This is a genomic window from Actinoplanes sp. NPDC049681, assembly GCF_044465265.1.
GTDB lineage: Bacteria > Actinomycetota > Actinomycetes > Mycobacteriales > Micromonosporaceae > Actinoplanes.
Genome location: NZ_JBITLP010000004.1, coordinates 798,277 through 821,035, shown reverse-complemented (window position 1 = coordinate 821,035; position 22,759 = coordinate 798,277). Strand labels below are relative to the sequence as shown.

Below are 22,759 nucleotides of genomic sequence, written 5' to 3'. Positions count from 1 at the left end.
TTCGTCCTGAGCCAGGATCAAACTCTCCAACAAAAACCTTTGTTGTGAATCCATCCCGGCAACAAAAAATGCTGCCAAAGGAATCCCACCAGACATAAAGCCTGGCCAGGGTAAATCAAATTGGCACTGGCTTATCAAGCACCCTGTTGAGTTCTCAAAGAACAACCACACACCGTTGAAGAACCGCATTTCCGCGGCCCGTTCTCCGGGGCACTCGCTCAACTTTACTCTCGCTGTTTCCCACCGTCAAATCCGGGGTTTTCCCGGTTTCGGCGAAGGATTTCGCTCGAGTCCCATTCCGGCGCACCGGTTATCCGGAGCCGCGCACGACTCCACCGGATGCTCTTTCCTGGGGTTTGGCAGGACGTCCGCTTACCGCGTCCGTTTCCCTGCCGGCTCGAAGAACCTTACCCGGTCGGCTTCGCGGCTCCAAATCGGCCCCCCGAAGGGGTTCCGCGGCCCCCGAAGGGGTCCGGTCCGCACCACCCGGTCCAGCAGACCGAATGGCGAACCATGCCGGCGCTGGGCTCTTCCTGCCCGAGGAACACTCCCGCGGGCAGGAAGAAAGGTACGTCGAGGGTCTAACGACCGTCAAATCCCCGGAAGTAGACCTGGGTCACACCCGTTCGACACCGGCGAACGTCCGCTTGCCCTTGCGCAGGACGAGGAAGCGCCCCTGCAGCAGCGCCGACTCCGGAACCACGGCCTCGGGATCGGTCACGCGCTCGTTGTTGACGTACGCGCCACCCTCGGCGATCGTCCGGCGCGCCTCTCCGCCGCTCTTCACGAGGCCCGCCTGCTGCAGGAGCACGGTGGCAGTCGGCAGCTCACCGCGTACCTGTGTGAGACCGGCCTCGGAAAGGGCGGCCCGCAGCGTTTCCGCCGAGAGCTCCGCCAGGGATCCTCTGCCGAACAGCGCCTGACTGGCGGCCACGGCCTGGTGCGCCTCCTCCTCGCCGTGCACGAGGGCGGTGATCTCGAAGGCGAGTTCGCGTTGCGCGAGCCGGGCCTGGGGCCGCTCGGCGGTCGCCTTGTCCAGCTCCTCGAGCTCCTCGCGGGTCTTGAAGCTGAAGTACCGCAGGTACTGGGAGACGTCGCGGTCGTCGGCGTTGACCCAGAACTGGTAGAACGCGTACGGCGAGGTCATCGCGGGGTCGAGCCAGACCGCTCCACCTTCGCTCTTGCCGAACTTCGTGCCGTCGGCCTTGAGGACCAGCGGGGTGGTGAAGGCCTGGACCGGGCCGGCACCACGCCGGCGGACGAAGTCGACGCCCGCGGTGATGTTGCCCCACTGGTCGGAGCCCCCGAACTGCAGCACGCAGCCGTGCCGCGTGTGCAGCTCGTAGAAGTCGTTAGCCTGCAGCAGCTGGTAGCTGAACTCGGTGTAGCTGATGCCGCTCTCGAGGCGGTTGCGCACCACGTCGCGGGCGAGCATCTTGTTGATCGGGAAGTGCTTTCCCACGTCTCTCAGGAAGTCGATCACCGACAGCTCGCCGGTCCAGTCCAGGTTGTTGACCAGCACGGCGGCGTTGTCGCCCTCGTACGTCACGAAGGGGGCGAGCTGGTCGCGGATGCGCGCCACCCAGCCGGCGGTCACCTCGCTCGAGTTCAGGACCCGCTCGGAGGCCTTGCCGCTGGGGTCGCCGATCTGCCCGGTGGCACCGCCGACCAGCAGCAGCGGCTTGTGACCGGCGAGCTGGAGCCGCCGGGCGGTCACGACCTGCATGAGGTTGCCGACGTGCAGGGACGGCGCGGTGGGGTCGAAGCCCACATAGAACGTCATCGAGCCGCCGTCGAGGTGCTTGCGCAGCTCGTCGGGGTCGGTCGAGTCCTGGATGAGTCCGCGCCACTGCATGTCGTCAACGAGAGTCACCCTGCGATTGTCCTGCATGCCCCGGGGGCTGTGACATCGGGTTTCGTCGTACGGGCGTGGCACGCTGTGGTGATGAGCCGTCTCGGATCCGCCGTACCCCCCGTCGAGATGTCGAAGAAGAAGGCCGCCGACAAGCTGGAGGCGGCTCAGCAGCGGCTGCTGCGGCTCCGGCTGCTGCTCGGCGGCCAGCTGGGCGGGCACAAGATCGGGCCGCCGCTGTGCGTGCTGTTCGAGGGCTGGGACGCCTCCGGCAAGGGCGGTGCGATCAAGCGGCTGGTCTCGCCGCTCGATCCGCGGCACGTCCGCGTCTCGCAGTTCGCCGCCCCGACGTACGACGAGAAGCGGCACCACTTCCTGCAGCGGTTCTGGGCGGTGCTGCCGGGCTGGGGCGGGATGACGGTGCTCGACCGCTCCTGGTACGGCCGGGTGCTGGTGGAGCGGGTCGAGGGCTTCGCGACCAGGGACCAGTGGTCACGGGCGTACGACGAGATCGTGGAGTTCGAACGCACCCTGACCGCCGAGGGCATGATCCTGATCAAGTTCTGGATGCACGTTTCCGACGAGGAGCAGCTGCGCCGCTTCGAGAGCCGGGCGGGCGACCCGTTGCGCGCATGGAAGCTGACCGACGAGGACTGGCGCAACCGGGAACGCCGCAGTGACTACGAGGCGGCCGTCGAGGACATGCTGGAGCGGACCGACCGGGCGCGGGCGAGGTGGCAGGTCGTGCCGGGCGACAGCAAGCACTACGCGCGCCTCGCCGTGGTGGAGCACGTCTGCCACCTCGTCGAGGAGGAGCTGACCGCGCGGGGCTACGACATCACCGAAGCCGGCTGATATTCGGGGAGGTCGAGCACGCGGCGGATCTCCTGCTGCACCTTCTCCGGCGCGGGACGGGCGTCCACGTCGTGCACGACCTCCTTGCGCCGGAAGAGTTCGAGGACCGGCCGGGTCTTCTCGTGGTAGTCGCGCAGCCGGGCGGCGAGGGCCTCCGGGGTGTCGTCCTCGCGGACGATCAGTTCCGTGCCGCAGATGTCGCAGCGGCCCTCGACCTTGGGCCGGTCGGCGATGAGGTTGTAGTCCATGCCGCAACCCGGGCAGAGGCGGCGGCTGAGCACACGGCGGCGTACCTCGTCGTCCGGCAGCTCGAGGTGGATGACGCCGTCCAGGTCGTAGGTCTCCATGAAGAACTCGGCCTGGCGCCCGTTGCGCGGGAAGCCGTCGATGACGAAGCCGAAGTTCCAGTCGTGCTGGTCGAGGCGGTCGCGGACCACCTTCTCGACGAGGTCGTCGCCGACGAGCTCGCCCGCGTTCATCGTGCGCCGGACCTGGGCGCCGAGCTTGGTGTGGTGCTGCACGTGCCAGCGGAAGATGTCGCCGACGCTGATGTGGACCAGGTCGAGGTCGTTCTCGAGCAGCTCGCTCTGGGTGCCCTTGCCGCTGCCCTGCACACCCATGATCACGTACTTGCGCATGGTCTCGTCCTTCCCTCAGGCCGCGGCGCCGACACGCAGCGGACCCGGTGCCGCGCGGCCGTCGAGCCCGGTCGGGTCGAGGCTCCAGCCCTCGGCCACGCGGAGCACGTCGTGCTCGGAGACCAGCACCGTCGTGGAGGCGAAGCTGTCGCCCTCCTCCAGCAGGCGCACCAGCTCGTCGTCCAGGGACTCAGCGAACGACGCGGGCAGCCCGGCCGCGAGTTCCACCGGGTCGGGGTCGCCGAACCACGAGGTGACGTCGCCGGTCTGTCCCACGTATCCGAAGGCGCGGATCAGCGTGCCGTCGTCGGCGCGCTGCCAGCGGTGGGTCTCGGTCACGCGGTGGGTGGCGAAGAACTGAATCTGGGTGTGCAGCTGCTTGGACAGCGCGGCGAGGTCGAGGACGACGTCGGGGCGCATGAGGTGACGGCCCGCCGCGAGCACCCACCGGCTGCCGGCGACACCGCGCAGCGGCGGGGTCACCGCGACGCGGTCGTCGGTGAGGTGCGCCAGGTCGATGCCGTCGCGCCAGCGCACCTCACCGAGGTCGCGCAGGCCCAGGGCGGCGAGCACCTCGCCCGGGTCGCCGTCGCGGACGGCCAGCCACGCCTGCTTGCCGCCGAAACCGACCATTACGTCCGTATCCATGGCACCCACGGTAGTGGTCAACTCCCGCCGGGAGCGGGTTATGCCCAGCCGTAGTCGTCCCGCAGCACCGCCGCGACCTGATCGAAGCGGCCCCGGTCGAGGATCGCTCCCTCGCGGCGGATGCCGTCCTCGTCGACCTCCAGCACCCGGTCGAGGCGGACCCAGCTGGGCCGCGACTCCCGGTCCCAGGCGCCGGGGCCCAGCGCCAGCCAATTGCGCTGGCCGTCCCGCTCGCTCTGGCTGGAGAGCATCAGGCCGAGGAGGGTACGGCCGTCGCGGCCCACCACCAGCACCGGGCGGTCCTTGCCCCGGCTGGCGTCCTCCTCGTACTCGACCCAGGTCCAGACGATCTCGCCCGGGTCGGCGTCGCCGTCGAGGTTCGGCGCGTACTCCAGGTGGCGGCCGCGGCTGGCGGTCGGGACCTGGCGCGGTGCCTGCCGGGGCGCGGGGACGCGGCTGCCCGCCATCCGGCGCAACGATCCGGCGATGCCCTTGAGGAGTCTGCTCACGCCCGGCACTGTAGCGGCCTATGCCGGGCGGTAGGCGACCTCGGGGCTCAGCAATGCCGTCCAGGACGGACGCCACGCCGCCGCGCGGGCCTCGACCTCGCGAAGGAGGTTGCCGCGCCACGGGCCGGAGATGCCGTTGTCCCTCCACCAGGACGGCCAGGCGTCGTAGCGGCGGTCCACGGAGACCGTTCCGGCGGTCGTCTCGATGCGCAGGAAGAACCAGCGCCCGCCGGCGTCGTCCGCCTCGGCCTCCCGCAGCCGGCGCACGAGGTCGGTGAGCTCGCGGAAGGCCCCGAAGCGGCCCTCGCCGGGGAGGTCCGCGGGCGGGTGTTCGCCCGGCTGGGCGGTGACGCTGGCGTCGTCGGCGTACACCAGCAGGGAACATCGGCCGTCACCCGCCGGGGCGCGGCCGCGCAGCCAGGTCACCATCGCGCCCAGTTCGCCGGTCGGCACCGGCACCGGGCGGGTGCGCTCGGTCTCCTCGCGCATCGCGGCCCAGATGAGCCGGTCGTGCTCGGCGTCGCTGAGCTTGCGGATCCGGCGCCGGGCAGGAGGACTGCCGGGCGGCACCATCGGTACGGCGGTGCCCGGCATCAGTCCGCCGCGGGCGGCCACGGCCAGAGCGGCGGGCAGGTCGACCTGCACCTCGGTCAGCCGGCCCACCAGCTCGTGCAGGGCCTCGGGGCCGAAGCCGGCGAGCAGCCGGTCCGCCGCCTCGGCGACAGCGGCGCGCTCCGCCGGGGTGTCGATGCCGTGCCCGCCCCGCACGTACACGAAATCGACGAGCTCGCGGTGGGTGGCGCGCTCGTCGAGGACCGGGCCGGCGGTCGAGTCCAGCCCGTCCTCCACGTCGTCCGGATAGGAGACGCGCTGCCAGGCTGCCGTGCCGTCGCACCAGAGCACGTACCCGAGCTGGTCCTGCGCGGCGAACCGGGTGAGCTCGTCCCAGGGCAGCCAGGCCGGGGCGCCGGCTAGCAGGTCCAGCGGCGGCTCGATGTCCGCGGTCTCGCTGTAGTCACGGTCGTAGCCGTACAGGACCGCCCGGCCGCCCTCGACGAGCGCGAGGTGGCTCCAGCTGCCGCCGCCGTCGTCGTGGTGGGCGCCGGCGGGTCCTACGGTCCAGGTGTCCTCGTGGCCGAGCGCGGTCAGTGCCGCGGCCAGGATGCTCCACCGGCGCCAGAGCGGGCCGGGTGCGGGCAGGTCGACGGTGGTGATCACCGCCCCAGGCTATTGGTCCTTGAGCGATTCGATGAACGCCCGCCATGTTTCGCGGGGAAAGACGAGCGCCGGCCCGTGCGGGTCCTTGCTGTCGCGGACGGCGATGATGTCCGGCAGGTTGTCGGCGACCTCGACGCAGTCGCCCCCGTTGCTGCCGCTGCGGGTGCTCTTGTGCCATCGGGCACCGGTCAGGTCAGCCATCGCTCTCCTTGATGATCGTGCCGATGAAATCGTCGGAGGCACGCTGGTCGAGGGCCGCGCGTTCCAGCTCACGCCAGATGCCGCTATAAGTCTCCACTTCACGGGGCTTGTCGAGGTAGAGGGCGCCGGTCAGATTCTCGCTGTAGATCGTGGTCGGCTCCGGCGCGGCCGCCCCGACGGTGGGGAAGTCGAGAATGGTGAACGAACCGGCGCTGGACGCGCTGTGCGGGCCGGCCGAGAAGGGCAGCACGCGCACGCTCACCCCGGGCCGCTGCGAGATGTTGACCAGGTGTGCCAGCTGTTTCTGCATGCCGAGCGTGTCGGCGATGCTGCGGCGCAGCACGCCCTCGTCGACGATCACCTCGAGCTGCGGCGGGCGGGGGCTGTGCCGGCGCAGCAGCTCCTGGCGCTCCAGCCGTACGGCCACCGCGTTCTGCACCCCGGCCTCGTCGAGGTCGGCGCGCTTGCGGAACACCCACTCGGCGTACTCCCGGTTCTGCAGGAGTCCCGGGATGACGCTGGGCGCGTAGTGCCGCAGCCGCTCGGCTGCCGTCTCCATGCCGACGTAGAGCTCGAACCAGCCCGGGACGACGTCGCCGTACGCGTGCCACCAGCCCTTGGCCTTGGACTCGCGCGCGAGCCCGACCAGCACCTCGGTGATCTGGTCGTTGGCGCCGTAGAACGCGCACATGGCCAGCACGTCGTGTTTGCGCAGCGACACCTCGCCGTTCTCGATGCGGTACATCCGGGCGCGGGAGAACTCGAGCTCCTCGGCCGCCGCCATGAGCGAGATGCCCGCCTGCTCACGCAGCTGCTTCATGAGCCGGCCGGCCTGGCGCCGGGGGACGGTGGACCCGGTTTCCGCGTTCACGGGCCGCCTCCAGTGTCGGGAATTGTGCAGGTGTGCCGAACGAGACGACCGGATCGCCCGTGGCGAGACACTGAGAATTCGATCTCGGGAATCTCGCCCTGATCCATTGATGCCTGAGACTATGTCACGCACGCTCCTGTGTGTAGCCCCCGCATCGCCCACCGTGATGAAGGGGTCCGACGAGAGGGTGCAGGATGCTCGTGCCGCGGACCGACCACCTGCCGGCCCGCCCGTCCTGGGAGTGCCTCGTGTGCGCGACGCCGTGGCCGTGCGCCGACGCCAAGGCCGAGCTGGCGGCGCAGTACGCCCGCTTCCCGTCCGGCCTCGCGATCTACATGGCGTCGACCATGTACGACGCCGTCGAGGACCTCGCCGCGCGGGGCCGGCCCACCCCGGCCGACCTCTACGAACGGTTCCTGTCGTGGGTCTGATCAGGGCAGCTTCAGCGCCATGCCGATCGAGTCCGGGGCCGTCTCGGTGAAGCCGTGCCGGGCGTACAGGCGGCGGCCGGGCGGATCGGCGAGGAGGTTCACGTACGCCCCGGGCGGCGCCTTGGCCCGGATGCGGTCGAGCAGGACGGTCAGCACCGCGTCGCCGAGGCCGCGGCGTTGGTGCTCGGGCAGCACCGCCATGTCGGCGACGTGGAAGTACCAGCCGCCGTCGCCGATGACCCGGCCCATGGCCACGGCCAGGCCGCTCTCCGCGTGCAGGACGTGGCAGGCGTACCAGCTTCCGGGCAGCGCGGCGACGGCCTGCGCCCGGGATCTCGGCGACAGCCCCGCCGCGCGGCGCAGCGCAAGGTACTCGTCGACGGGCGGCGGCCCGTCGAGCAGGCGATACCCCTCCGGCAGGTCCACCACGTCAGCTCCTCGCCGAGATCAGCGCTGTCTCGTACGCGATTATGACGAGCTGGACGCGATCGCGCGCCGCCAGCTTGCCGGGCAGGGGTCAACGGCGAAGCTCGGGGCGCTCTCCAGCAGCGCCCGCATAGCGGTGCAATGGAACCCGGGGCGTAACGGACAGCGGGCACAGATCTCAATGATGAATGAGTGATGTGGCTCCCATTATCAGTGATTTCTGTGCCCGCCGCAGGCTCGCCCGCCGGCAACTTTCTTATTCTCGCCGACTCCAGGTCCGATCAGACCCGATCAAACCTGATCAGACGCGCGACCACAGCTGGTTCGTGGCGACCTGGCAGGTGAAGATGGCGACGTCGGTGCCGCTGCTGCCACCCGAAATTCCGAGGCACTTGCTCGGGTCGGCGCGGTTCTTCAGCTGGAACTGGAAGTCGTTGACGAACTTGGGCGACCAGTCCTGGGTGTGACTGCTGGAACCACTCGCGAGGACGGCGCGGGTGCCGTTCGCGGTGCTGTTCCCGCTGAGGCCCAGGTTCTTGTTGGCCGTCTGGTTCCAGAGGGTCAGGTAACCCGAGTCACCAACCTCCGTCCAGGCGAGGCCGGTGCTGTTGACAACAATGTACGAGCCACTGGCCGCCAGGTACTTGCCATTCCCGTTCTTGTACTTGAAGCAGCAGGTCGATGCCTGCGCGGCGCTGGGGGTGAAGACCGTGAGCAGTGCCCCGACCATCGCCGCTGCCACTGCCGCACCGGCGAACTTCTTCTTACGCATCCGATCTCCTTGCTCAAACGTGCATCGGCGAGACAGTCAACGTCACGGGATAAGCGATTGTCAACTCGTATCGCGAGCGATGGACCCCACTCATCAGGGTCAAAGCGTCATTCTGTATTGTCGTCGGATTCGGCCGAGCCGGGGTATTGGCCGGACTCACCTGCCGTGGCCTGCAAGAGAAGCGGGAAAAGGCTCGGTACGGCACCATCGGGCAAACTCCGACTAGTCACCCAACGCACACGGATAGTTACGTCCGGCGACCCATTCAGGAACCCGTTACCTGACAGATACCATCGCCTTCTTTAATGGCGAATCCTGCGTAGGATCTCCTCAACGAATGTGCAGGTCGACCCTGCGAGAAAGCATCCCGCTCTCAGTGCCGTGGTTATCGCCGGTAGATGAACCCGTGGCCGATCCGGCTGTGCAGGGCATCGCCGACGGATAGCACCCCGGTCAGGCTGCCCGGCAGGGCTTCGGCGGCGTCCGACAGCGGCGTGCGGATGCGTAGCAAGCCGTGCGGATGTGAAGGCGCCCTGCCATCGCCTCGGTCGTCGAACCCGTCGATCGTCGATGACGTACCGTGAAGCCTGGGAGGCGACGTTGACCGAAGAGTGGGATCGGATGCCGAATCCGCTCCGTCCGGGCGCCGTCCGGGCGCACCCACCGGGCGGCCGGCCCACGCTGTGACGAGGCCGGGAGCGGGTGTCGGTGCGGTGTCCTGGTTGAGGGTGCGTTGGTCGCCGTCGTTGTTGCTGGTGTTGTTGCTGTGTGTCGCGGCTGGTGTGCGTTTCGGCCTGCTGGTCGCGGAGTGGCCGGCGAGTAACAGCGACGAGGGCACGATGGGGCTGATGGCGATGCACATCGCCCAGGGCCGCGATTTCCCCAGCTTCATGTACGGCCAGTCCTACATGGGCACCGCCGAGGCCTACCTCGCCGCCCTCATCTTCCGGGTGTTCGGTGCCTCGCTGATCGCGCTGCGCACCGCCATGCTGCTGATGTACCTACTGTTCCTGGCCACCATGTACGTCCTGGCCCGCCGCCTGTACGGCACCACGATCGCCCTGGTATCAGTAGCGCTGCTCACCCTGGGCTCCCGCGAGTTGTACGGCCACCAGCTGGTCGCCCAAGGCGCCATCCCCGAAACACTGCTCGCCGGCACCCTGCTGCTCCTGCTCGCCCACCGGCTGCTGGACACCACCCACGACACCAGCCACCCCCACGCACACCGGTGGCGGCTCGCCGGCTGGGGCGCCACCGCCACCCTCGGCCTGTGGAGCACCGTCCTGATCGCCCCGTTCGTGCTCACCTCCGCCGTACTGGTCTGGATGAGCCTGCGCCGGCGCACCACCCCCATTCCCGGCAGCTGGCCGGCCCTGGCCGCCGGCCTGCTCACCGGCGCCATCCCCTGGATCCTGCACGACCTCAGCCGCCCCTGGCACGACAGCGGGATCCTCGCCGTGATCAACATGTACCTGCACGGCGGCACCGGCCTCAACGGCGCCGCATCACCCGGCCTGACCACCCAGGTCATCAACACCGTCACCACCAGCCTGTCCTACGTCACCGGCGGCTCGGCACTCGCACACCCGAACTCCCCACCCGCCTGGTTCTTCGGCATGTCCGGAAGCTGGCACCCACCCACCGACGACCTCGTCTCCACGCTGTGGGGCATCGCCCTCATCGTGCTGTGGAGCATCGGACTCGTCACCGGCATCCGCCTGCTCCGCCACCACCGCGCCACCACAGCGCAACAACCCACCGCGGACATGCCCACCCAAGCCCAAACCTGGGCAAGATTAGCGATGCTGACCGCCGCCGCCCTGACCGTGCTCGCCTTCGCCGCCAGCCCCACCCCCGGCGTCGCCCCCGCCAACAACTTCCGCTACATCATCGGCGTGCTCATCGCCACCCCCGCCGTCATAGCCCCCCTCTGGGCCCTACCCGCCATCCCACCCCGAGCCGGTGCCCTGCTGCGAACCGCCGTGCTCACCCTCACCGCGATCACCCTCACCCTCGGCACCGTGCAGGCCTACCGCGACGCCGGCCAAGGCCCCACCGAAACACCCCGCCGACAACTCATCAACGCCCTGCACCACGAAGGCATCACCCACATCTACAGCGGCTACCTCGAATGCAACCGGCTCACCTTCCTCAGCAACGAACACATCACCTGCGCCGTACTCTTCGGCAGCCCCACCGACGGCCTGCACCCCGGACTCGACCGCTACCAGCCCTACCGCACCGCCGTGCAAGCCGACCCCCACGCCACCTACGTATTCCGCACCACCGACACCCGCAACACCGTCCTGGCCCACTCCACCTGCCAATGGCAGAAACACTGGAACCTCAACGGCTACCACGTGTGGCAACCAGCCCAACGCTGCCCCATCCCCGCCGAACACGGTCGGTGACGCGTGCCCCGAATTCGGGGCCCTGCAGGGAGGCCGAACCGACGCCGGTGCGCCGGCCCGCTCGCCTCGACGGCGGCGCCCGCGCTGGGCACCCCTCAAGGACCCGGGGGTCTTGTACCGCTGGGGTGGAGGACGCTGTAGTGGCGCTCGCGTCACTCGCCGTATTCGGGCTCGACGGGTGATCTTAGGTCTTCGTGTGTCGATCCTTAAGGGCTCCTGAGGTACGGCCCGCCGCCCGGTCACGGCGGCCATAGTCGTCAGGCGCCGTGCCCGCGGCCGCCGAGCCGTGCACCCCGCGGCCGTCCGACGAGAGCCCGAGGTGACCGAGTCCGTGCCTATGTCCGCTGCCCATCAGTTCCGGTACACGCTGGCGGCGGGTGCCACCGCCGTGGTGATCGGCGTCGGGTTCACGGTCGTCGGGCTCCACCGGCACGACGCCGGACCGGCCGCCGAGCGGACGTCCGCCGACGCGCCCCTGGTCACCCAGCCGCCCGCCGACGTCGACGACACGGGCACCGGGACCGACCTGCAGCTCGACGAGGCGGCGGCCGCTTCATTGCCGCCCTCGGCGGCGCCGTCAGCCACCGCGGGCAAGCCCGCACCGGCCGCCACCACGACGCCCCCGAAGCCCAAGGCGAAGCCGAAGCCGAAGGCCACCGCGGCCCGGCGCCCGGCCACCCGGCCGCCCGGCCGGCCCAGCACCGGTAACCCGCCGGCGACGAGCGGTTCGATCCTCGACCGCGTGCTCGCCCACATCAACGCCGCCCGCAACGACGAGGGTCTGCCGGCGCTCACGCTGGACGAGTCGCTGTCGAAGGCCTCGGCGCTGCACAACCAGCTGATGATCGACGGCTGCGGCCTGAACCATCAGTGCCCGGGCGAGTCCGGGATCGGCGACCGGTTCAGCGCGCAGGGCGTGAGCTGGCGCTCGGCGGGCGAGAACATCGGCTTCGGCTCCGCGGGCGGCAGCGACTCCCAGATCGTCGAGGCCGCCGACGGGCTCACCGACAGCATGCTCGCCGAGGTTCCGCCGAACGACGGCCACCGTAAGAACCTGCTCAGCAAGAGCTTCAAGCGCATCGGCCTGAGCGTGGTCCGCGACAGCAAGGGAGTCGTGTGGATGACCCAGGACTTCGTGGGATGACGGGCGCGAGCGGACCCGCGAGGCGCCGGCGACGCCGCCGCCTCGAGTTCGGGCCGACCCGGCCGTTCGGGCCGTACCGCCCGGGCGGCACGTGCGGGCCGGTGAAGCGGCGCCGCCCGAAAGGGCCGACGCGGCCCACCAGCTGACGCTGTGCTTCGCTGGTGCCGTGACGTATCCCTGGCTCGAACTCCCCGCGGACAAGGTCGACGAGGCGGCGCGGCAGCTGCTCGGCTGGCGCCTGACGGCGAACGGCGTGACCGTACGGCTGACCGAGGTCGAGGCGTACAGCGGGCTGGGCAAGGATCCGGCCAGCCACGCGCACCGCGGGGTGACGAACCGCAACGAGGTCATGTTCGGCCCCGCCGGCATGCTGTACGTCTACCAGATCTACGGCATGCACTTCTGCGCCAACGTGGTGTGCGGTGAGCCCGGCGTGGCATCGGCGGTGCTCCTGCGCGCCGGGGAGGTCGTCGGCGGGGTGGAGGTCGCGCGGGAGCGCCGGCGTACCCGCCGGGACCGTGACCTCGCCTCCGGCCCGGCGAAGCTCATGCAGGTCCTGGCGATCGACCGCCGGGCCAACGGGACGTCGGTGGTGGACGGCAGCGGCCCGGCGACGCTGCACGAGCCCGACGGGCCGGTCGGTCCCGTGGAGGCGGGTCCGCGGGTCGGGGTGACGTCCGCGCACGACGTGCCCTGGCGGTTCTGGATCGGCGGGGACCCGACCGTGAGCGCGTACCGGCGGCACGTTCCGCGGAAAAAGCCGGAACGGCCCGTACGGGAGGGATCCGAGCGCTAACGTCCGGATCGGTGATCTCTCGTCGGTTGTTGCTGCTGCTGGACGTCCTGTGCCTGGCCGGCGTCCTGTGGTGCGCCGTGCTGATCGCCGGCCTGCTGCGCGGCGGGACGATCGTCGCGACCGGGCTCGCCGTGACGGTCGCCGCTCTGCTCGTGCTGCCCGGCTTCACCGCCGGCATCGTCACCAACCGGCGGGCGCTGCGAGGCAGGCGGCCGCAGAGCTGGTTCATCCGCGAGGTGTGGGCGCCCCCGGTGGATCTGCCGCGCTGGGCGCTGGTGGCCGCCGGGATCGTCCTGCTGGCCTTCTGGATCGCCGGAATCAGCGCGCTGGCCGGCGACCGCGCCGCCGATGAACAGCGGTTCGCGCTGGGAGTGCTCGGCGGCGTCGGCACCGGGGGCACGGCGATGGCCGCCGCCACCCTGGTGCGCCGGCGCCCCTGATATTGACAAGCACTTATATAGCCGTGTTTCTATTGGTGCCATCTCGTGACAACGTTGTCACGCCTGTTCCGCAGGAAGGGACGGCACCCCGATGCTCCGTACCCTCGCCGCGGCGGTTGTCCTCACCGCCGCAGCCCTCTCCGTTCCGCAGGCGGCGGCCGCCGCCGACCTGAATCTCACCCAGTACGTCAACCCGTTCGTCGGCACCGACGACAGCAGCTCCCCCAACCCGGTCCCCGGCGGCGCCGGCGGCAGCACCTTCCCCGGCGCCACCGTGCCGTTCGGGATGGTGCAGTTCAGCCCGGACACGCCCACCGGATCCCCGTCGGGCTACCGCGACCGCGACCGCACCATCGAGTCGTTCAGCCTGACCCACTTCAACGGCGCCGGCTGCCCCAACAACGAGGACATCCCGATCCTCCCGGTCACCGGCAACCTCGGCTCCTCCCCCGGCTCGGCCTGGACCAGCTACGCATCGGCGTACACGAAGTCCAACGAGGTCGCCTCGCCCGGCTACTACAAGAACCGGCTCGACAAGTACGGCGTGGACGCCGAGCTGAGCGCCACCACGCGCACCGGCGCGCTGCGGCTCGCGTACCCGGCGAGCACCACCGCGCGGGTCCTGATCAACGCGAGCCGCTCCGCCACCGGTGACCGCGACGGCACCGTCACCATCAGCGGGAACCGCGTCTCCGGGCAGCACACCGCGGGCGGCTTCTGCGGCGGCAAGACGTTCACGATGTACTACTCGATCCAGTTCGACCGCACCCCCACCGGCTACGGAACGTTCAAGGGCGGCACGGTCACGGCCGGGTCCACGACCACCAGCGGCACGCAGACCGGCGCGTACGTCACCTTCGACACCACCTCGAACGCGGTCGTCAACGCCACCGTCGGCATCTCGTTCGTCAGCGTGGCCAACGCGCAGACCAACGCCACCGCCGAGGCCGCGAGCTTCGCGACCGTACGCGCCAACGCGAACAGCGCCTGGAACACCGCGCTGAACCGCATCCAGGTCACCGGCGGCGGCAGCGCCACCGACCTGCAGAAGTTCTACACAGCGCTGTACCACGTGCTGCAGAACCCGAACGTCTCCAGCGACACCAACGGTCAGTACCGCGGCTTCGACGGCGCCGTGCACACCGCGTCGCACCCGGTGTACCAGAACTACTCCGGCTGGGACATCTACCGCTCCTGGGCGTCGCTGGTCGCGCTCATCGCCCCGGACGTCATGAGCGACATCGTCAAGTCGATGGTCCTCGACGGACAGCAGGGCGGACTGCTGCCCAAGTGGTCGCACCAGACGGTGGAGGACTTCGTCATGCCCGGCGACCCCGGGCCGATCATCGTGGGCAGCGCTTACGCGTTCGGCGTCCGCGGGTTCGACACCGCGGCCGCGCTCGCGCTGATGAAGAAGAGCGCCACCGGCGGCAGCACCCAGGGCGCCGTCCTGCGGGGCAACGAGGCCGCGTACGAGGCGAACCAGTTCATCCCCGGCAACCCGTCGGAGACCCTCGAGTACGCGTCCTCCGACTTCGCCATCGCGCAGTTCGCCAAGGCGACGGGCGACACCGCGGCGTACAACACGTACAGCGCCCGCTCGCAGTACTGGCGCAGCCTGTTCAACGGCGAGTCGTCGTACATCCACACCCGCGACAGCGGCGGGGGCTGGCGGCAGCCGCTGAACCCGGCGCAGGAGAGCCCGTACGTCGAGGGCAACGCCGCCCAGTACACGTGGATGGTCCCGCACAACCTCGGCGCGCTCGTCACCCTGATGGGCGGCCCGGCCACCGCCGTGCAGCGCCTCGACCACCACTTCACCGAGCTCAACGGCGGACTCGTGCGGCCGTACTTCTACATCGGCAACGAGCCCGAGCACAACGTGCCGTGGGCGTACAACGCCGCCCGCAAGCCCGCCGGGACCAGCGACGCGGTCCGCCGGGTGATGAGCGAGTCGTTCACGACCGGCGCCGGCGGCCTGCCCGGCAACGACGACCTGGGCGCCACCTCGGCCTGGTACGTCTGGTCCGCGCTGGGCTTCTACCCGGTCACCCCGGGCGCCGACACCCTGGCGGTGCACGGCGCGCTGTTCCCGGACGTGCTGATCCAGCGCGCGCCGGGCAACATCACGATCACCGGCGGCAGCTCCGCCGACCGCTACGTACAGAGCCTCTCGGTGAACGGCAGCTCGACCAGTCACAGCTACTTCCGGTACGGGGACATCGCCGGCGGCGGCACCATCGCCTTCACGCAGGGCGGCAGCCCGTCGGCGTGGGGCACGGGCGCGGGCGACGTACCCCCGAGTTTCGGTGACGGCCGCGCCCAGCCGCCGGCCGAACCCGACCTGGGCGCGAACCTGGCCCTGGGCCGGCCGGTGACCGGCTCGGCCGCCTGCAACAGCGCGGAGTCCCCGGCCAAGGCCGTCGACGGCGCGATCGCGGGCAACAGCAAGTTCTGCTCGGGTACGGCGCCGCAGCAGCTTCAGGTCGACCTCGGCTCGGCGCGTACGGTCAGCTCCTTCGTCGTCAAGCACGCGGGGCTCGGCGGCGAGCAGACCGGATGGAACACCGGCGCGTACACGATCTCGACCAGCACGGACGGCACCACCTGGAACGCCGCGGTCACGGTGACCGGCTCGAAGGCCAGCCGGACCTACACGCCGATCCCGGCCCGCACCGCCCGCTACGTACGGTTCGAGACGAGCCAGCCGGCCAACGACGGCAGCGGCACGGCGCGGATCTACGAGCTCGAGGTGTACGGCAGCAGCAGCGCACCCACGGACCTCGCCCTGCGCCGTCCGGCCGCCGCCGACTCGTCCTGCGGGGCGACCGAGGGTCCGGACAAGGCGTTCAACGGCAGCTGGCTCGGCGGCTGGTCCGACAAGTGGTGCTCGCAGGGCGCCACCAAGTGGGTGCAGGCCGATCTGGGCAGCCGGCAACGGATCTCCACGGTGATCGTGCGACACGCCGGCGCCGGCGGCGAGAACCCGGCATGGAACACGCGCGACTTCGACGTCCAGACCTCGGACGACGGTTCCTCGTGGACCACCCGGGCCCAGGTACGCGGCAACACGGCGGATTCGACGTCCACAACGGTGAACGTCGATGCCCGCTATCTTCGTATATCCGTGGTGACGCCCGCCTCCGACGGGAACACCGCGGCGCGGATCTATGAGGTGCTCGTGAACTAGGGGGCGACAGTCCCCGGGGTGGGGGTCGGGTCCCGCGATCCCCACCCCGGGCCCGGTCAGCGCGGCGCGGACTCCTTGCGGATCTTCGAGGAGCCCGTGCCGACCGACCAGCCGGTCACCCAGCGCGCGGCCGTGTCCTTCTTCGTCCGGTCGACGAGGTGGTACCAGTCCATCCGGCAGCGATCGGTGGTGACCTCCAGGACGCCGTAGCCGTGCCCGTCGGTCTCCACCCACTTGACGTGCTGGTTCGTCGCCTTGATCAGGTCGGCGGCCAGCACGCTCAGCGGGCCGCCCGGCGAGGTGCCCAGGTAGTCGTCGATGTTGTCGCTGGTCACCGACGGCACCACGAACTCGGCGGCGGCCGGGTTGCGCGTACCGGTGTCCTTGGTCGTCAGCTCGTTCGCCCACGAGGTGTGGATGTCGCCGGTGATGAAGACGACGTCGCGGGTGTGTGCCGCGCGCAGGGCGTCCACGAGCCGCTCGCGGTCGGCGTTGTAGCCGTCCCACTGGTCGGGGTTGACGATCACGCCGTTGTCGGGGATCCCGAGCAGGTCACCCAGCGGGCCGAGCAGCCAGGCCGGCAGGGTGGCCAGGTCGAGCCGCGAGATCATCACCGGGTTGCCGACGAGCTTCCACTTCGCGGTGCTGCCGACCAGCCCGTCGGTGAGCCACTCCAGCTGGTCGCCGCCGGCGATCGTGCGGGCCGGATCGTCGATGTCGCCGCCGTCGATGCCGCTGACCTGCTTCGAACGGTACGTCCGCAGGTCCAGCATGGACAGCTCCACGAGGTTGCCGTAGCGCAGCCGCCGGTAGATGTGACCGTCGGCGCCGAGACGTACGGGCATCCACTCCGCATAGGCCTGCCGCGACGCCGCCTTGCGGGCCCCGAAGTCGCCCTCGGTGGCCGGCGTGTGGTTCTCGGCGCCGTCGCTCCACATGTCGTTGGCGACCTCGTGGTCGTCCCAGGTGATGATCCACGGCACCGAGGCGTGCAGCGCCTGCAGATCCGGGTCCGTCTTGTGCAGGGCGTGCCGGATCCGGTAGTCGGCCAGGCTCACGGTCTCGTGCTCCGGCTTGGTGGGGCGCACGACCACGCCCCGGGCGCCGAACTCCCCGGTGCCGTACTCGTAGATGTAGTCACCCAGGTGCACGACCAGGTTGAGATCCCCGCGCTCGGCGAGGTGCCGATAGGCGGAGAAGTAGCCGGCTTCCCAGCTGGCGCACGAGACGACACCCATCCGCAACCGGCTGATCGCGGCGTCGGCACTAGGCGCGGTCATCGTCCGGCCCACCGGCGACCAGGCGCCCTCGTAGCCGAAACGGAACCAGTACGTCGTGGCCGGCCTCAGCCCGGCCACGTCGACCTTGACGGTGTGGTCGCGGGCGGGACCGGTACGCACCTCGCCGGACTGCACGACGCTCGAGAAGCCGGCGTCGGCGGCGATCTGCCAGGTCACGGTGACGTCCGGGCCCGCGCCCGAGCCGGGCACGGAGTCGGCGGTCGGGGTGACCCGGGTCCAGAGCAGGATGCCTCCGGGCAGCGGATCGCCGGAGGCGACACCGTGCTGGAAGACGCCGGCGGCGGCATGGGCCTCGCCGGGCAGGGTGGCGGCGGCGACGAGGCCGGCGCCGGCGGAGAGGCCGGCGAGACGCAGGAGGGTGCGGCGGTCGACCGCACCCTCAGCGCTGGGAATGACAGTCATGAACCTCTATCTACCAGAGAGTAGGACTGTCAGGGCCCCGATGAGACAGATATTCGAACCAGGTTCAGAAAACGATCATTCGGAGATCGCGTCGATGAGGTCGCCGACCGGGCGGTCCGGCAGGGCGCGTGCCACGTCGGCGACCGCGACGATGCCGACCAGCTGGTGACCGTCGATGACCGGGAGCCGCCGCACCTTGTGCTGCGCCATGGTGCGCAGGATCTCGGCGGCGTCGTCGTCCGCGCCGATCGTCACGGGCTTGCCCTGCCCGAGCTCGCCGGCGGTGATGTCGCCCGGGTTGCGGTCCTGGGCCAGCGCCTTCACCACGATGTCGCGGTCGGTCACCATGCCCTTGAGCCGGTTGTCCTCGCCGCAGATCGGCAGCGAACCGACGCCCAGGTCGGCCATCTTGTGGGCGGCCTCGGCCAGGGACTCCTTCTCGCCGATGCAGGTGACGTCGGGGGTCATGATCTCGCGTGCGGTGGGCATGAGAATCTCTCCCTTCTCTGACGTATGTCGAACCCGTACCCGCTTCAGACGGTGGCAATCGTGTATGCGACCTCGTCCACAAGTTCGCGGGCGAGAAACCCGGTACGGCCGTAGCGCGGGGCGAGCCGCTGACCGCTGACCGCGTGGGCGAACGCACCCCAGCAGGCCGCCTGTGCGGGTTCGGCACCCCGGCCGAGCAGCCCGGCGACGATTCCGGCCCGTACGTCGCCACTGCCCGAGGTGCCGAGGCCGGCGTCGCCGCTCTCCTCGCGCCAGGCGCGGCCGCCGGGGGCGGCGATGTGGCCGTACAGGGAGACGACGCACTCGTAGCGGCGCGCCAGCTCCCCCGCCTCGGCGGCCAGGTCGTCGCCGGGGTCGCGGCCGAGCAGGTGACCGGCCTCGGTCACGTTGGGGGTGAGGACGACCCGCTGGGAGCGCCCGGCGAGCAGGTCCGGCTCCTTGCTGAGGGCGCCCAGGGCGTACGCGTCCAGCACCACCGCCGCGTCCTTGCCGGCCGCGTCCAGGAGACGGTGCAGCAACCGGCCGGTCTCCTCGACGTCGTCCAGGCCCGGCCCGATCGCCAGCACGTCCGCACCCGCGGCGAGCTCCAGCAGGTGCCCGGGCACGTCGCCGGAGACCGACCCGCCGTCCGTCTCGGGCAGGCCGACGACCTTCGCCTCGGGCACGGCGATGCTGAGCGCGGTCGCCGTCGACCCGGTCACGGCCAGCTGCAGCCGCCCGGCGCCGGCCCGCAGCGCGGCCACCCCGGCGAGCAGGACGCCGCCGGGCGTGAACCGGGAACCGCCGACCACGAGTACGGTGCCGCGGGACTCCTTGTCGCCCTGCGGATCCGGCAGCGGCCAGTCCCGCAGCAGCCGCGGGGTGATGACCTCCTCGTCAGACCGGCTCGGCATCGACGTCCTCCTGCTTCGTGGCCGGTGCGCCCTCCTCGTGCAGGTGCACCACCTCGTTGAACATCTCCGCGCGCAGCGTCTCACCGTCGCGCCGCCACGAGCTGATCGCACAGTTCGCCACCGTGGTCGCGTGCGCGATCTTCATGAGCTCGGCCTCGCTGAGCTGTTCCGCCAGATACCGTACGAGCAGATGGGTCGCCTCGTGGGCGAACAGCAGCACCCGCCCGCCCGGGTGGTCCTCCCGCAGTTCGCGCAGCAGCGACCGCAGCCGCAGCAGCACGTCCGCCCACGACTCACCGCCGGGCGGCCGGTAGTAGAACTTGCCGAGCCGGGCGCGGCGGGCGTACTCCTGCGGCAGCCGCGCCTGTACGCCCCGCCCGGTGAGCAGGTCCAGGATGCCGAGCTCCCGGTCGCGCAGGCGCTCGTCGACCACGGACGGAATCCCGCTGTCGCCGAGCGCGATCTCCGCGGTCTGCCGGGTCCGCAGGTACGGCGACACCACGGCGATGCCGGGCCGCTCGTCCGCCGGCAGCCCGGCGAGCCACTTGCCGACCGCTTCCGCCTGCTCGCGCCCGGTGCCGGACAGCGGGACGTCCGCGTCCCGCTCGGGGATGTCGATCGCCTCCAGGCCGCCGGTCTCCGCCTTCTCGGCGATCACGTTGCCTGTGCTCAGGCCGTGCCGGACGACCGCCAGCCACTGCAGTTGCTCCATGGCGGGCTCTTTACCCCTTCCGGCGGACGCTACGCGGGCCCCGGTCGTTCCAACCTTTGGGAGACCGGCGAGAAAACTCCATAAAGTCGACCCAGTTAGTAGACAAGGCAGGGATTCTCACCGAGACTCGGGCCATGGATCTCACCCTGGCGCTCGCCGGACTCGGCGTCGGCATCGTGGTCGGGCTCACCGGCATGGGCGGCGGCGCCCTGATGACGCCGATCCTCGTGCTGGTCTTCGGCATCCCGCCGGTGGCCGCCGTCTCCAGCGACCTCGCCGCCAGCGCCGTGATGAAGCCGTTCGGCGGGTTCGTGCACGCCCGGCGCGGCACGGTGAACTGGAAGCTCGTCGGCTGGTTGTGCGCGGGCAGCGTGCCCAGCGCCTTCTGCGGGGTCCTGCTGCTGCGACTGCTCGGCGACGACGAGACCGTGCAGCACACGATCAAGATCTCGCTCGGGGTGGCGCTGCTGCTCGCCGCCGGCGGCATGCTGCTCAAGGCCTGGGCGGGCCGCCGCCGGACGGGCGACGGGCCGGCCGAGCCGATCACGGTACGCCCGCTGCCGACGCTGCTGATCGGCGTCGGGGGCGGTCTCATCGTCGGGCTGACCAGCGTCGGCTCCGGCTCGCTGATCATCGTGGCGCTGCTCGCCCTCTACCCGAAGCTGCGCGCGAACGACCTCGTCGGCACGGACCTGGTGCAGGCGATTCCCCTGGTGCTGTCGGCGGCCGTGGGGCACGCGTTCTTCGGCGACCTCAAGCTGGACCTGGCCGGCGCGGTCCTGCTCGGCTCGATCCCGGGCGTGCTCATCGGCGCCCGCATCTCGTCCCGCGCGCCGGGCGGGATCGTGCGGACCGCGCTCGTCGTGGTGCTGCTCGCCAGCTCGCTGAAGCTCCTGGACGTGCCGACCGCCACGGTCGGTGCGGTCACCGGGGCGGCCGTCGTCGTCGCGCTGACGCTGGCGGTCGTGCGCCGGGTCCGGACGCCCCGGGCCGCGGCCGAGATCCCCGGCCAGGCCCGCCGGTCAGACGAGAACGACAAGATCCCCGTCTGACCCGGAGGGCGGGCGTCAGCGCGGCACGACCCGCTCGATCGCCCACTCGCGCCAGCCGTCGAGCTTGTCGGAGGCCGTCTGGAGCTGGTCGGCGACCGGTCCGGGCCCGGTCGAGCCCGGCGTGGTCCGCGCGGCCAGCGCACTGCGTACCGACAGCACCTCGCGCACCGAAGGGTCGAGGTGCTCGCTGACCGTCTTGAGGTCGTCGTCGGTCACGTCCTCGAGCTCGCACTCACGCGCCGCGCACAGGGCCACCAGGCGGCCGGTGATCTCGTGCGCGTCGCGGAACGCGACACCCTTGCGGACCAGCCAGTCCGCCACCTCCGTGGCGAGGGAGAAGCCGACCGGCGCCGCCGCCGCGAGCTTGTCCACCCGTACGGTCATCGTCGAGATCATCCCCGCCAGCGCCGGCAGCAGGAGCTGAAGGGTGTCGACCGCGTCGAAGGCCGGCTCCTTGTCCTCCTGCATGTCGCGGTCGTAGGTGAGCGGCAGGCCCTTGAGCATGGTGAGGACCGCGACCAGGCCGCCGATGAGCCGTCCGGCCTTGCCCCGCGCCAGCTCGGCGATGTCGGCGTTCTTCTTCTGCGGCATGATCGACGAGCCGGTGGCGAACGCGTCGTCGAGGATCACCCAGCCGAACTCGGTGGAGGTCCAGAGCACCACCTCCTCGCCGAGGCGGGACAGGTGCACACCGATGAGGCTGGTGATGAAGAGGAACTCGGCCACGAAGTCTCGGTCGGCGACGCCGTCCATGGAGTTCTGCACCGGCGCCTTGAAGCCGAGTTCCTTGGCGACCGCTGCCGGGTCCAGCGGCAGGGAGGAACCGGCCAGCGCGCCGGAGCCGAGCGGGGAGATGGCCGTACGCTCGTCCCAGTCCCGCAGCCGCTCGAGGTCGCGCAGCAGCGGCTGGACGTGGGCGAGCAGCCAGTGCCCGAAGCTCACCGGCTGGGCGTGCTGCACGTGGGTGAGCCCCGGCGCCGGGGTGTCGACGTGGCGGCCGGCCTGTTCCATCAGCGCGTCGGCGAGCTCGACCACGGCGGCGGCCACCCCGCGGGCGTGGTCGCGCAGGTAGAGGCGCAGGTCCGTGGCGACCTGGTCGTTGCGGGAGCGGCCCGCGCGCAGCTTGCCGCCGAGCGCGCCGAGGCGCTCCAGCAGGCCGCGTTCCAGCGCGGTGTGCACGTCCTCGTCCTCGACGGTCGGGCGGAACTCCCCCGCCGCGCACGCCGACTCGAGGTCGTCGAGGGCGGCCAGCATCTTGCCGAGCTCGTCGGCGTCGAGCAGCCCGGCGCCGGCCAGCACCCGCGCGTGCGCCCGGGAGGCGGCGATGTCGTACGGCGCCAGCCGCCAGTCGAAGTGCACGCTGACGCTCAGGCGGGCCAGCGCGTCGGCCGGCCCACCGGCGAACCGGCCACCCCACAGCCTGGTCGGACCCTCGGTCTCCGGCACGGGCTCACTCCTTCTCCAAATCGGTTGGGGGTCCGACGATA

General features: G+C 70.7%; 22 protein-coding genes. 8 read left to right on the top strand and 14 right to left on the bottom strand.

The genetic code is table 11. The features are described from left to right. Positions 1-616: 616 nt before the first annotated feature. Complete coding sequence (gene tyrS, locus ACIBO8_RS18285) at positions 617-1,891, bottom strand: tyrosine--tRNA ligase (protein WP_396116384.1); 1,275 nt, start codon at positions 1,889-1,891, stop codon at positions 617-619. 54 nt (positions 1,892-1,945) lie between these two features. Here tyrS and ACIBO8_RS18280 point away from each other — a divergent pair, with 54 nt between their 5' ends. Further along, positions 1,946-2,707, top strand: a complete 762-nt coding sequence (locus ACIBO8_RS18280) for a polyphosphate kinase 2 family protein (RefSeq protein WP_396116383.1) — start codon at positions 1,946-1,948, stop codon at positions 2,705-2,707. Here ACIBO8_RS18280 and ACIBO8_RS18275 read toward each other — a convergent pair. From ACIBO8_RS18275 to ACIBO8_RS18250, 6 genes are read right to left on the bottom strand one after another with little or no spacing between them, the layout of a single operon-like run. Beyond that, entirely contained in the window at positions 2,683-3,345 is a 663-nt protein-coding gene (locus ACIBO8_RS18275; RefSeq protein ID WP_396116382.1) for an adenylate kinase family protein, read from the bottom strand. The two genes, ACIBO8_RS18280 and ACIBO8_RS18275, sit on opposite strands and share 25 nt — an antisense overlap. A gap of 15 nt (positions 3,346-3,360) precedes the next feature. Continuing rightward, positions 3,361-3,993, bottom strand: a complete 633-nt coding sequence (locus ACIBO8_RS18270; RefSeq protein ID WP_396116381.1) for a hypothetical protein — start codon at positions 3,991-3,993, stop codon at positions 3,361-3,363. A 38-nt stretch (positions 3,994-4,031) separates the two neighbouring features. Next, positions 4,032-4,460, bottom strand: coding sequence for a type II toxin-antitoxin system PemK/MazF family toxin (locus tag ACIBO8_RS18265; RefSeq protein ID WP_396116409.1), 429 nt, complete (start codon positions 4,458-4,460; stop codon positions 4,032-4,034). A 60-nt stretch (positions 4,461-4,520) separates the two neighbouring features. Further along, positions 4,521-5,720 (bottom strand): hypothetical protein, encoded by a 1,200-nt coding sequence (locus tag ACIBO8_RS18260; RefSeq protein ID WP_396116380.1) that lies wholly within the window; start codon positions 5,718-5,720, stop codon positions 4,521-4,523. 9 nt (positions 5,721-5,729) lie between these two features. Then, complete coding sequence (locus tag ACIBO8_RS18255; protein WP_396116379.1) at positions 5,730-5,921, bottom strand: DUF397 domain-containing protein; 192 nt, start codon at positions 5,919-5,921, stop codon at positions 5,730-5,732. After that, entirely contained in the window at positions 5,914-6,792 is an 879-nt protein-coding gene (locus ACIBO8_RS18250; protein WP_396116378.1) for a helix-turn-helix domain-containing protein, read from the bottom strand. Before ACIBO8_RS18250 ends, ACIBO8_RS18255 begins: the two co-directional genes overlap by 8 nt. Positions 6,793-6,986: 194 nt before the next feature. Between ACIBO8_RS18250 and ACIBO8_RS18245 the strand changes: the two genes are divergently transcribed. Then, positions 6,987-7,223 carry a hypothetical protein gene (locus ACIBO8_RS18245; protein WP_396116377.1) on the top strand — a complete coding sequence of 79 codons (237 nt, stop codon included), beginning with the start codon at positions 6,987-6,989 and terminating at the stop codon, positions 7,221-7,223. On the opposite strand, the gene ACIBO8_RS18240 is transcribed toward ACIBO8_RS18245, so the two are convergent. Together ACIBO8_RS18240 and ACIBO8_RS18235 are read right to left on the bottom strand one after the other, a co-directional pair. Beyond that, positions 7,224-7,652 carry a GNAT family N-acetyltransferase gene (locus tag ACIBO8_RS18240; RefSeq protein ID WP_396116376.1) on the bottom strand — a complete coding sequence of 143 codons (429 nt, stop codon included), beginning with the start codon at positions 7,650-7,652 and terminating at the stop codon, positions 7,224-7,226. It lies immediately after the preceding gene. A 298-nt stretch (positions 7,653-7,950) separates the two neighbouring features. Further along, positions 7,951-8,421 (bottom strand): RICIN domain-containing protein, encoded by a 471-nt coding sequence (locus ACIBO8_RS18235; protein ID WP_396116375.1) that lies wholly within the window; start codon positions 8,419-8,421, stop codon positions 7,951-7,953. A 728-nt stretch (positions 8,422-9,149) separates the two neighbouring features. Between ACIBO8_RS18235 and ACIBO8_RS18230 the strand changes: the two genes are divergently transcribed. The 5 genes from ACIBO8_RS18230 (at position 9,150) to ACIBO8_RS18210 (ending at position 16,402) form a co-directional block, all read left to right on the top strand. Beyond that, on the top strand, positions 9,150-10,832 hold the full coding sequence (locus ACIBO8_RS18230) for an ArnT family glycosyltransferase (protein ID WP_396116408.1): 1,683 nt from the start codon (positions 9,150-9,152) through the stop codon (positions 10,830-10,832). A 337-nt stretch (positions 10,833-11,169) separates the two neighbouring features. Beyond that, positions 11,170-11,976 carry a CAP domain-containing protein gene (locus ACIBO8_RS18225; RefSeq protein ID WP_396116407.1) on the top strand — a complete coding sequence of 269 codons (807 nt, stop codon included), beginning with the start codon at positions 11,170-11,172 and terminating at the stop codon, positions 11,974-11,976. 166 nt (positions 11,977-12,142) lie between these two features. Further along, positions 12,143-12,772 (top strand): DNA-3-methyladenine glycosylase, encoded by a 630-nt coding sequence (locus ACIBO8_RS18220; protein WP_396116374.1) that lies wholly within the window; start codon positions 12,143-12,145, stop codon positions 12,770-12,772. An 11-nt stretch (positions 12,773-12,783) separates the two neighbouring features. Next, complete coding sequence (locus ACIBO8_RS18215) at positions 12,784-13,212, top strand: hypothetical protein (RefSeq protein WP_396116373.1); 429 nt, start codon at positions 12,784-12,786, stop codon at positions 13,210-13,212. Positions 13,213-13,303: 91 nt separating this feature from the next. Beyond that, complete coding sequence (locus ACIBO8_RS18210) at positions 13,304-16,402, top strand: GH92 family glycosyl hydrolase (protein WP_396116372.1); 3,099 nt, start codon at positions 13,304-13,306, stop codon at positions 16,400-16,402. A gap of 56 nt (positions 16,403-16,458) precedes the next feature. Here the strand turns inward: ACIBO8_RS18210 and ACIBO8_RS18205 are convergent, their stop codons facing one another. From ACIBO8_RS18205 to ACIBO8_RS18190, 4 genes are all read right to left on the bottom strand, one after another. Continuing rightward, the gene (locus ACIBO8_RS18205) at positions 16,459-18,105 is read right to left on the bottom strand and encodes an alkaline phosphatase D family protein (RefSeq protein ID WP_396116371.1); all 1,647 of its coding nucleotides are present in this window, start codon (positions 18,103-18,105) and stop codon (positions 16,459-16,461) included. A gap of 75 nt (positions 18,106-18,180) precedes the next feature. Beyond that, positions 18,181-18,594 (bottom strand): CBS domain-containing protein, encoded by a 414-nt coding sequence (locus ACIBO8_RS18200; RefSeq protein WP_396116370.1) that lies wholly within the window; start codon positions 18,592-18,594, stop codon positions 18,181-18,183. Between the two features lie 44 nt (positions 18,595-18,638). After that, positions 18,639-19,508, bottom strand: a complete 870-nt coding sequence (locus tag ACIBO8_RS18195) for an NAD(P)H-hydrate dehydratase (protein WP_396116369.1) — start codon at positions 19,506-19,508, stop codon at positions 18,639-18,641. Further along, positions 19,492-20,220 carry a histidine phosphatase family protein gene (locus tag ACIBO8_RS18190; RefSeq protein WP_396116368.1) on the bottom strand — a complete coding sequence of 243 codons (729 nt, stop codon included), beginning with the start codon at positions 20,218-20,220 and terminating at the stop codon, positions 19,492-19,494. Before ACIBO8_RS18190 ends, ACIBO8_RS18195 begins: the two co-directional genes overlap by 17 nt. 134 nt (positions 20,221-20,354) lie before the next feature. Between ACIBO8_RS18190 and ACIBO8_RS18185 the strand changes: the two genes are divergently transcribed. After that, the gene (locus tag ACIBO8_RS18185) at positions 20,355-21,272 is read left to right on the top strand and encodes a sulfite exporter TauE/SafE family protein (RefSeq protein ID WP_396116367.1); all 918 of its coding nucleotides are present in this window, start codon (positions 20,355-20,357) and stop codon (positions 21,270-21,272) included. A gap of 15 nt (positions 21,273-21,287) precedes the next feature. On the opposite strand, the gene argH is transcribed toward ACIBO8_RS18185, so the two are convergent. Continuing rightward, positions 21,288-22,718 (bottom strand): argininosuccinate lyase, encoded by a 1,431-nt coding sequence (gene argH, locus ACIBO8_RS18180; RefSeq protein WP_396116366.1) that lies wholly within the window; start codon positions 22,716-22,718, stop codon positions 21,288-21,290. Positions 22,719-22,759: the final 41 nt, after the last annotated feature.

Excerpts from the sequence above, each read along its gene's own strand:
- tyrS (WP_396116384.1), bottom strand. The coding sequence starts at position 1,891 with ATGCAGGACAATCGCAGGGTGACTCTCGTTGACGACATGCAGTGGCGC.
- ACIBO8_RS18280 (WP_396116383.1), top strand. The coding sequence starts at position 1,946 with ATGAGCCGTCTCGGATCCGCCGTACCCCCCGTCGAGATGTCGAAGAAG.
- ACIBO8_RS18275 (WP_396116382.1), bottom strand. The coding sequence starts at position 3,345 with ATGCGCAAGTACGTGATCATGGGTGTGCAGGGCAGCGGCAAGGGCACC.
- ACIBO8_RS18270 (WP_396116381.1), bottom strand. The coding sequence starts at position 3,993 with ATGGATACGGACGTAATGGTCGGTTTCGGCGGCAAGCAGGCGTGGCTG.
- ACIBO8_RS18265 (WP_396116409.1), bottom strand. The coding sequence starts at position 4,460 with ATGGCGGGCAGCCGCGTCCCCGCGCCCCGGCAGGCACCGCGCCAGGTC.
- ACIBO8_RS18255 (WP_396116379.1), bottom strand. The coding sequence starts at position 5,921 with ATGGCTGACCTGACCGGTGCCCGATGGCACAAGAGCACCCGCAGCGGC.
- ACIBO8_RS18245 (WP_396116377.1), top strand. The coding sequence starts at position 6,987 with ATGCTCGTGCCGCGGACCGACCACCTGCCGGCCCGCCCGTCCTGGGAG.
- ACIBO8_RS18235 (WP_396116375.1), bottom strand. The coding sequence starts at position 8,421 with ATGCGTAAGAAGAAGTTCGCCGGTGCGGCAGTGGCAGCGGCGATGGTC.
- ACIBO8_RS18225 (WP_396116407.1), top strand. The coding sequence starts at position 11,170 with ATGTCCGCTGCCCATCAGTTCCGGTACACGCTGGCGGCGGGTGCCACC.
- ACIBO8_RS18210 (WP_396116372.1), top strand. The coding sequence starts at position 13,304 with ATGCTCCGTACCCTCGCCGCGGCGGTTGTCCTCACCGCCGCAGCCCTC.
- ACIBO8_RS18205 (WP_396116371.1), bottom strand. The coding sequence starts at position 18,105 with ATGACTGTCATTCCCAGCGCTGAGGGTGCGGTCGACCGCCGCACCCTC.
- ACIBO8_RS18200 (WP_396116370.1), bottom strand. The coding sequence starts at position 18,594 with ATGCCCACCGCACGCGAGATCATGACCCCCGACGTCACCTGCATCGGC.
- ACIBO8_RS18195 (WP_396116369.1), bottom strand. The coding sequence starts at position 19,508 with ATGCCGAGCCGGTCTGACGAGGAGGTCATCACCCCGCGGCTGCTGCGG.
- ACIBO8_RS18190 (WP_396116368.1), bottom strand. The coding sequence starts at position 20,220 with ATGGAGCAACTGCAGTGGCTGGCGGTCGTCCGGCACGGCCTGAGCACA.
- ACIBO8_RS18185 (WP_396116367.1), top strand. The coding sequence starts at position 20,355 with ATGGATCTCACCCTGGCGCTCGCCGGACTCGGCGTCGGCATCGTGGTC.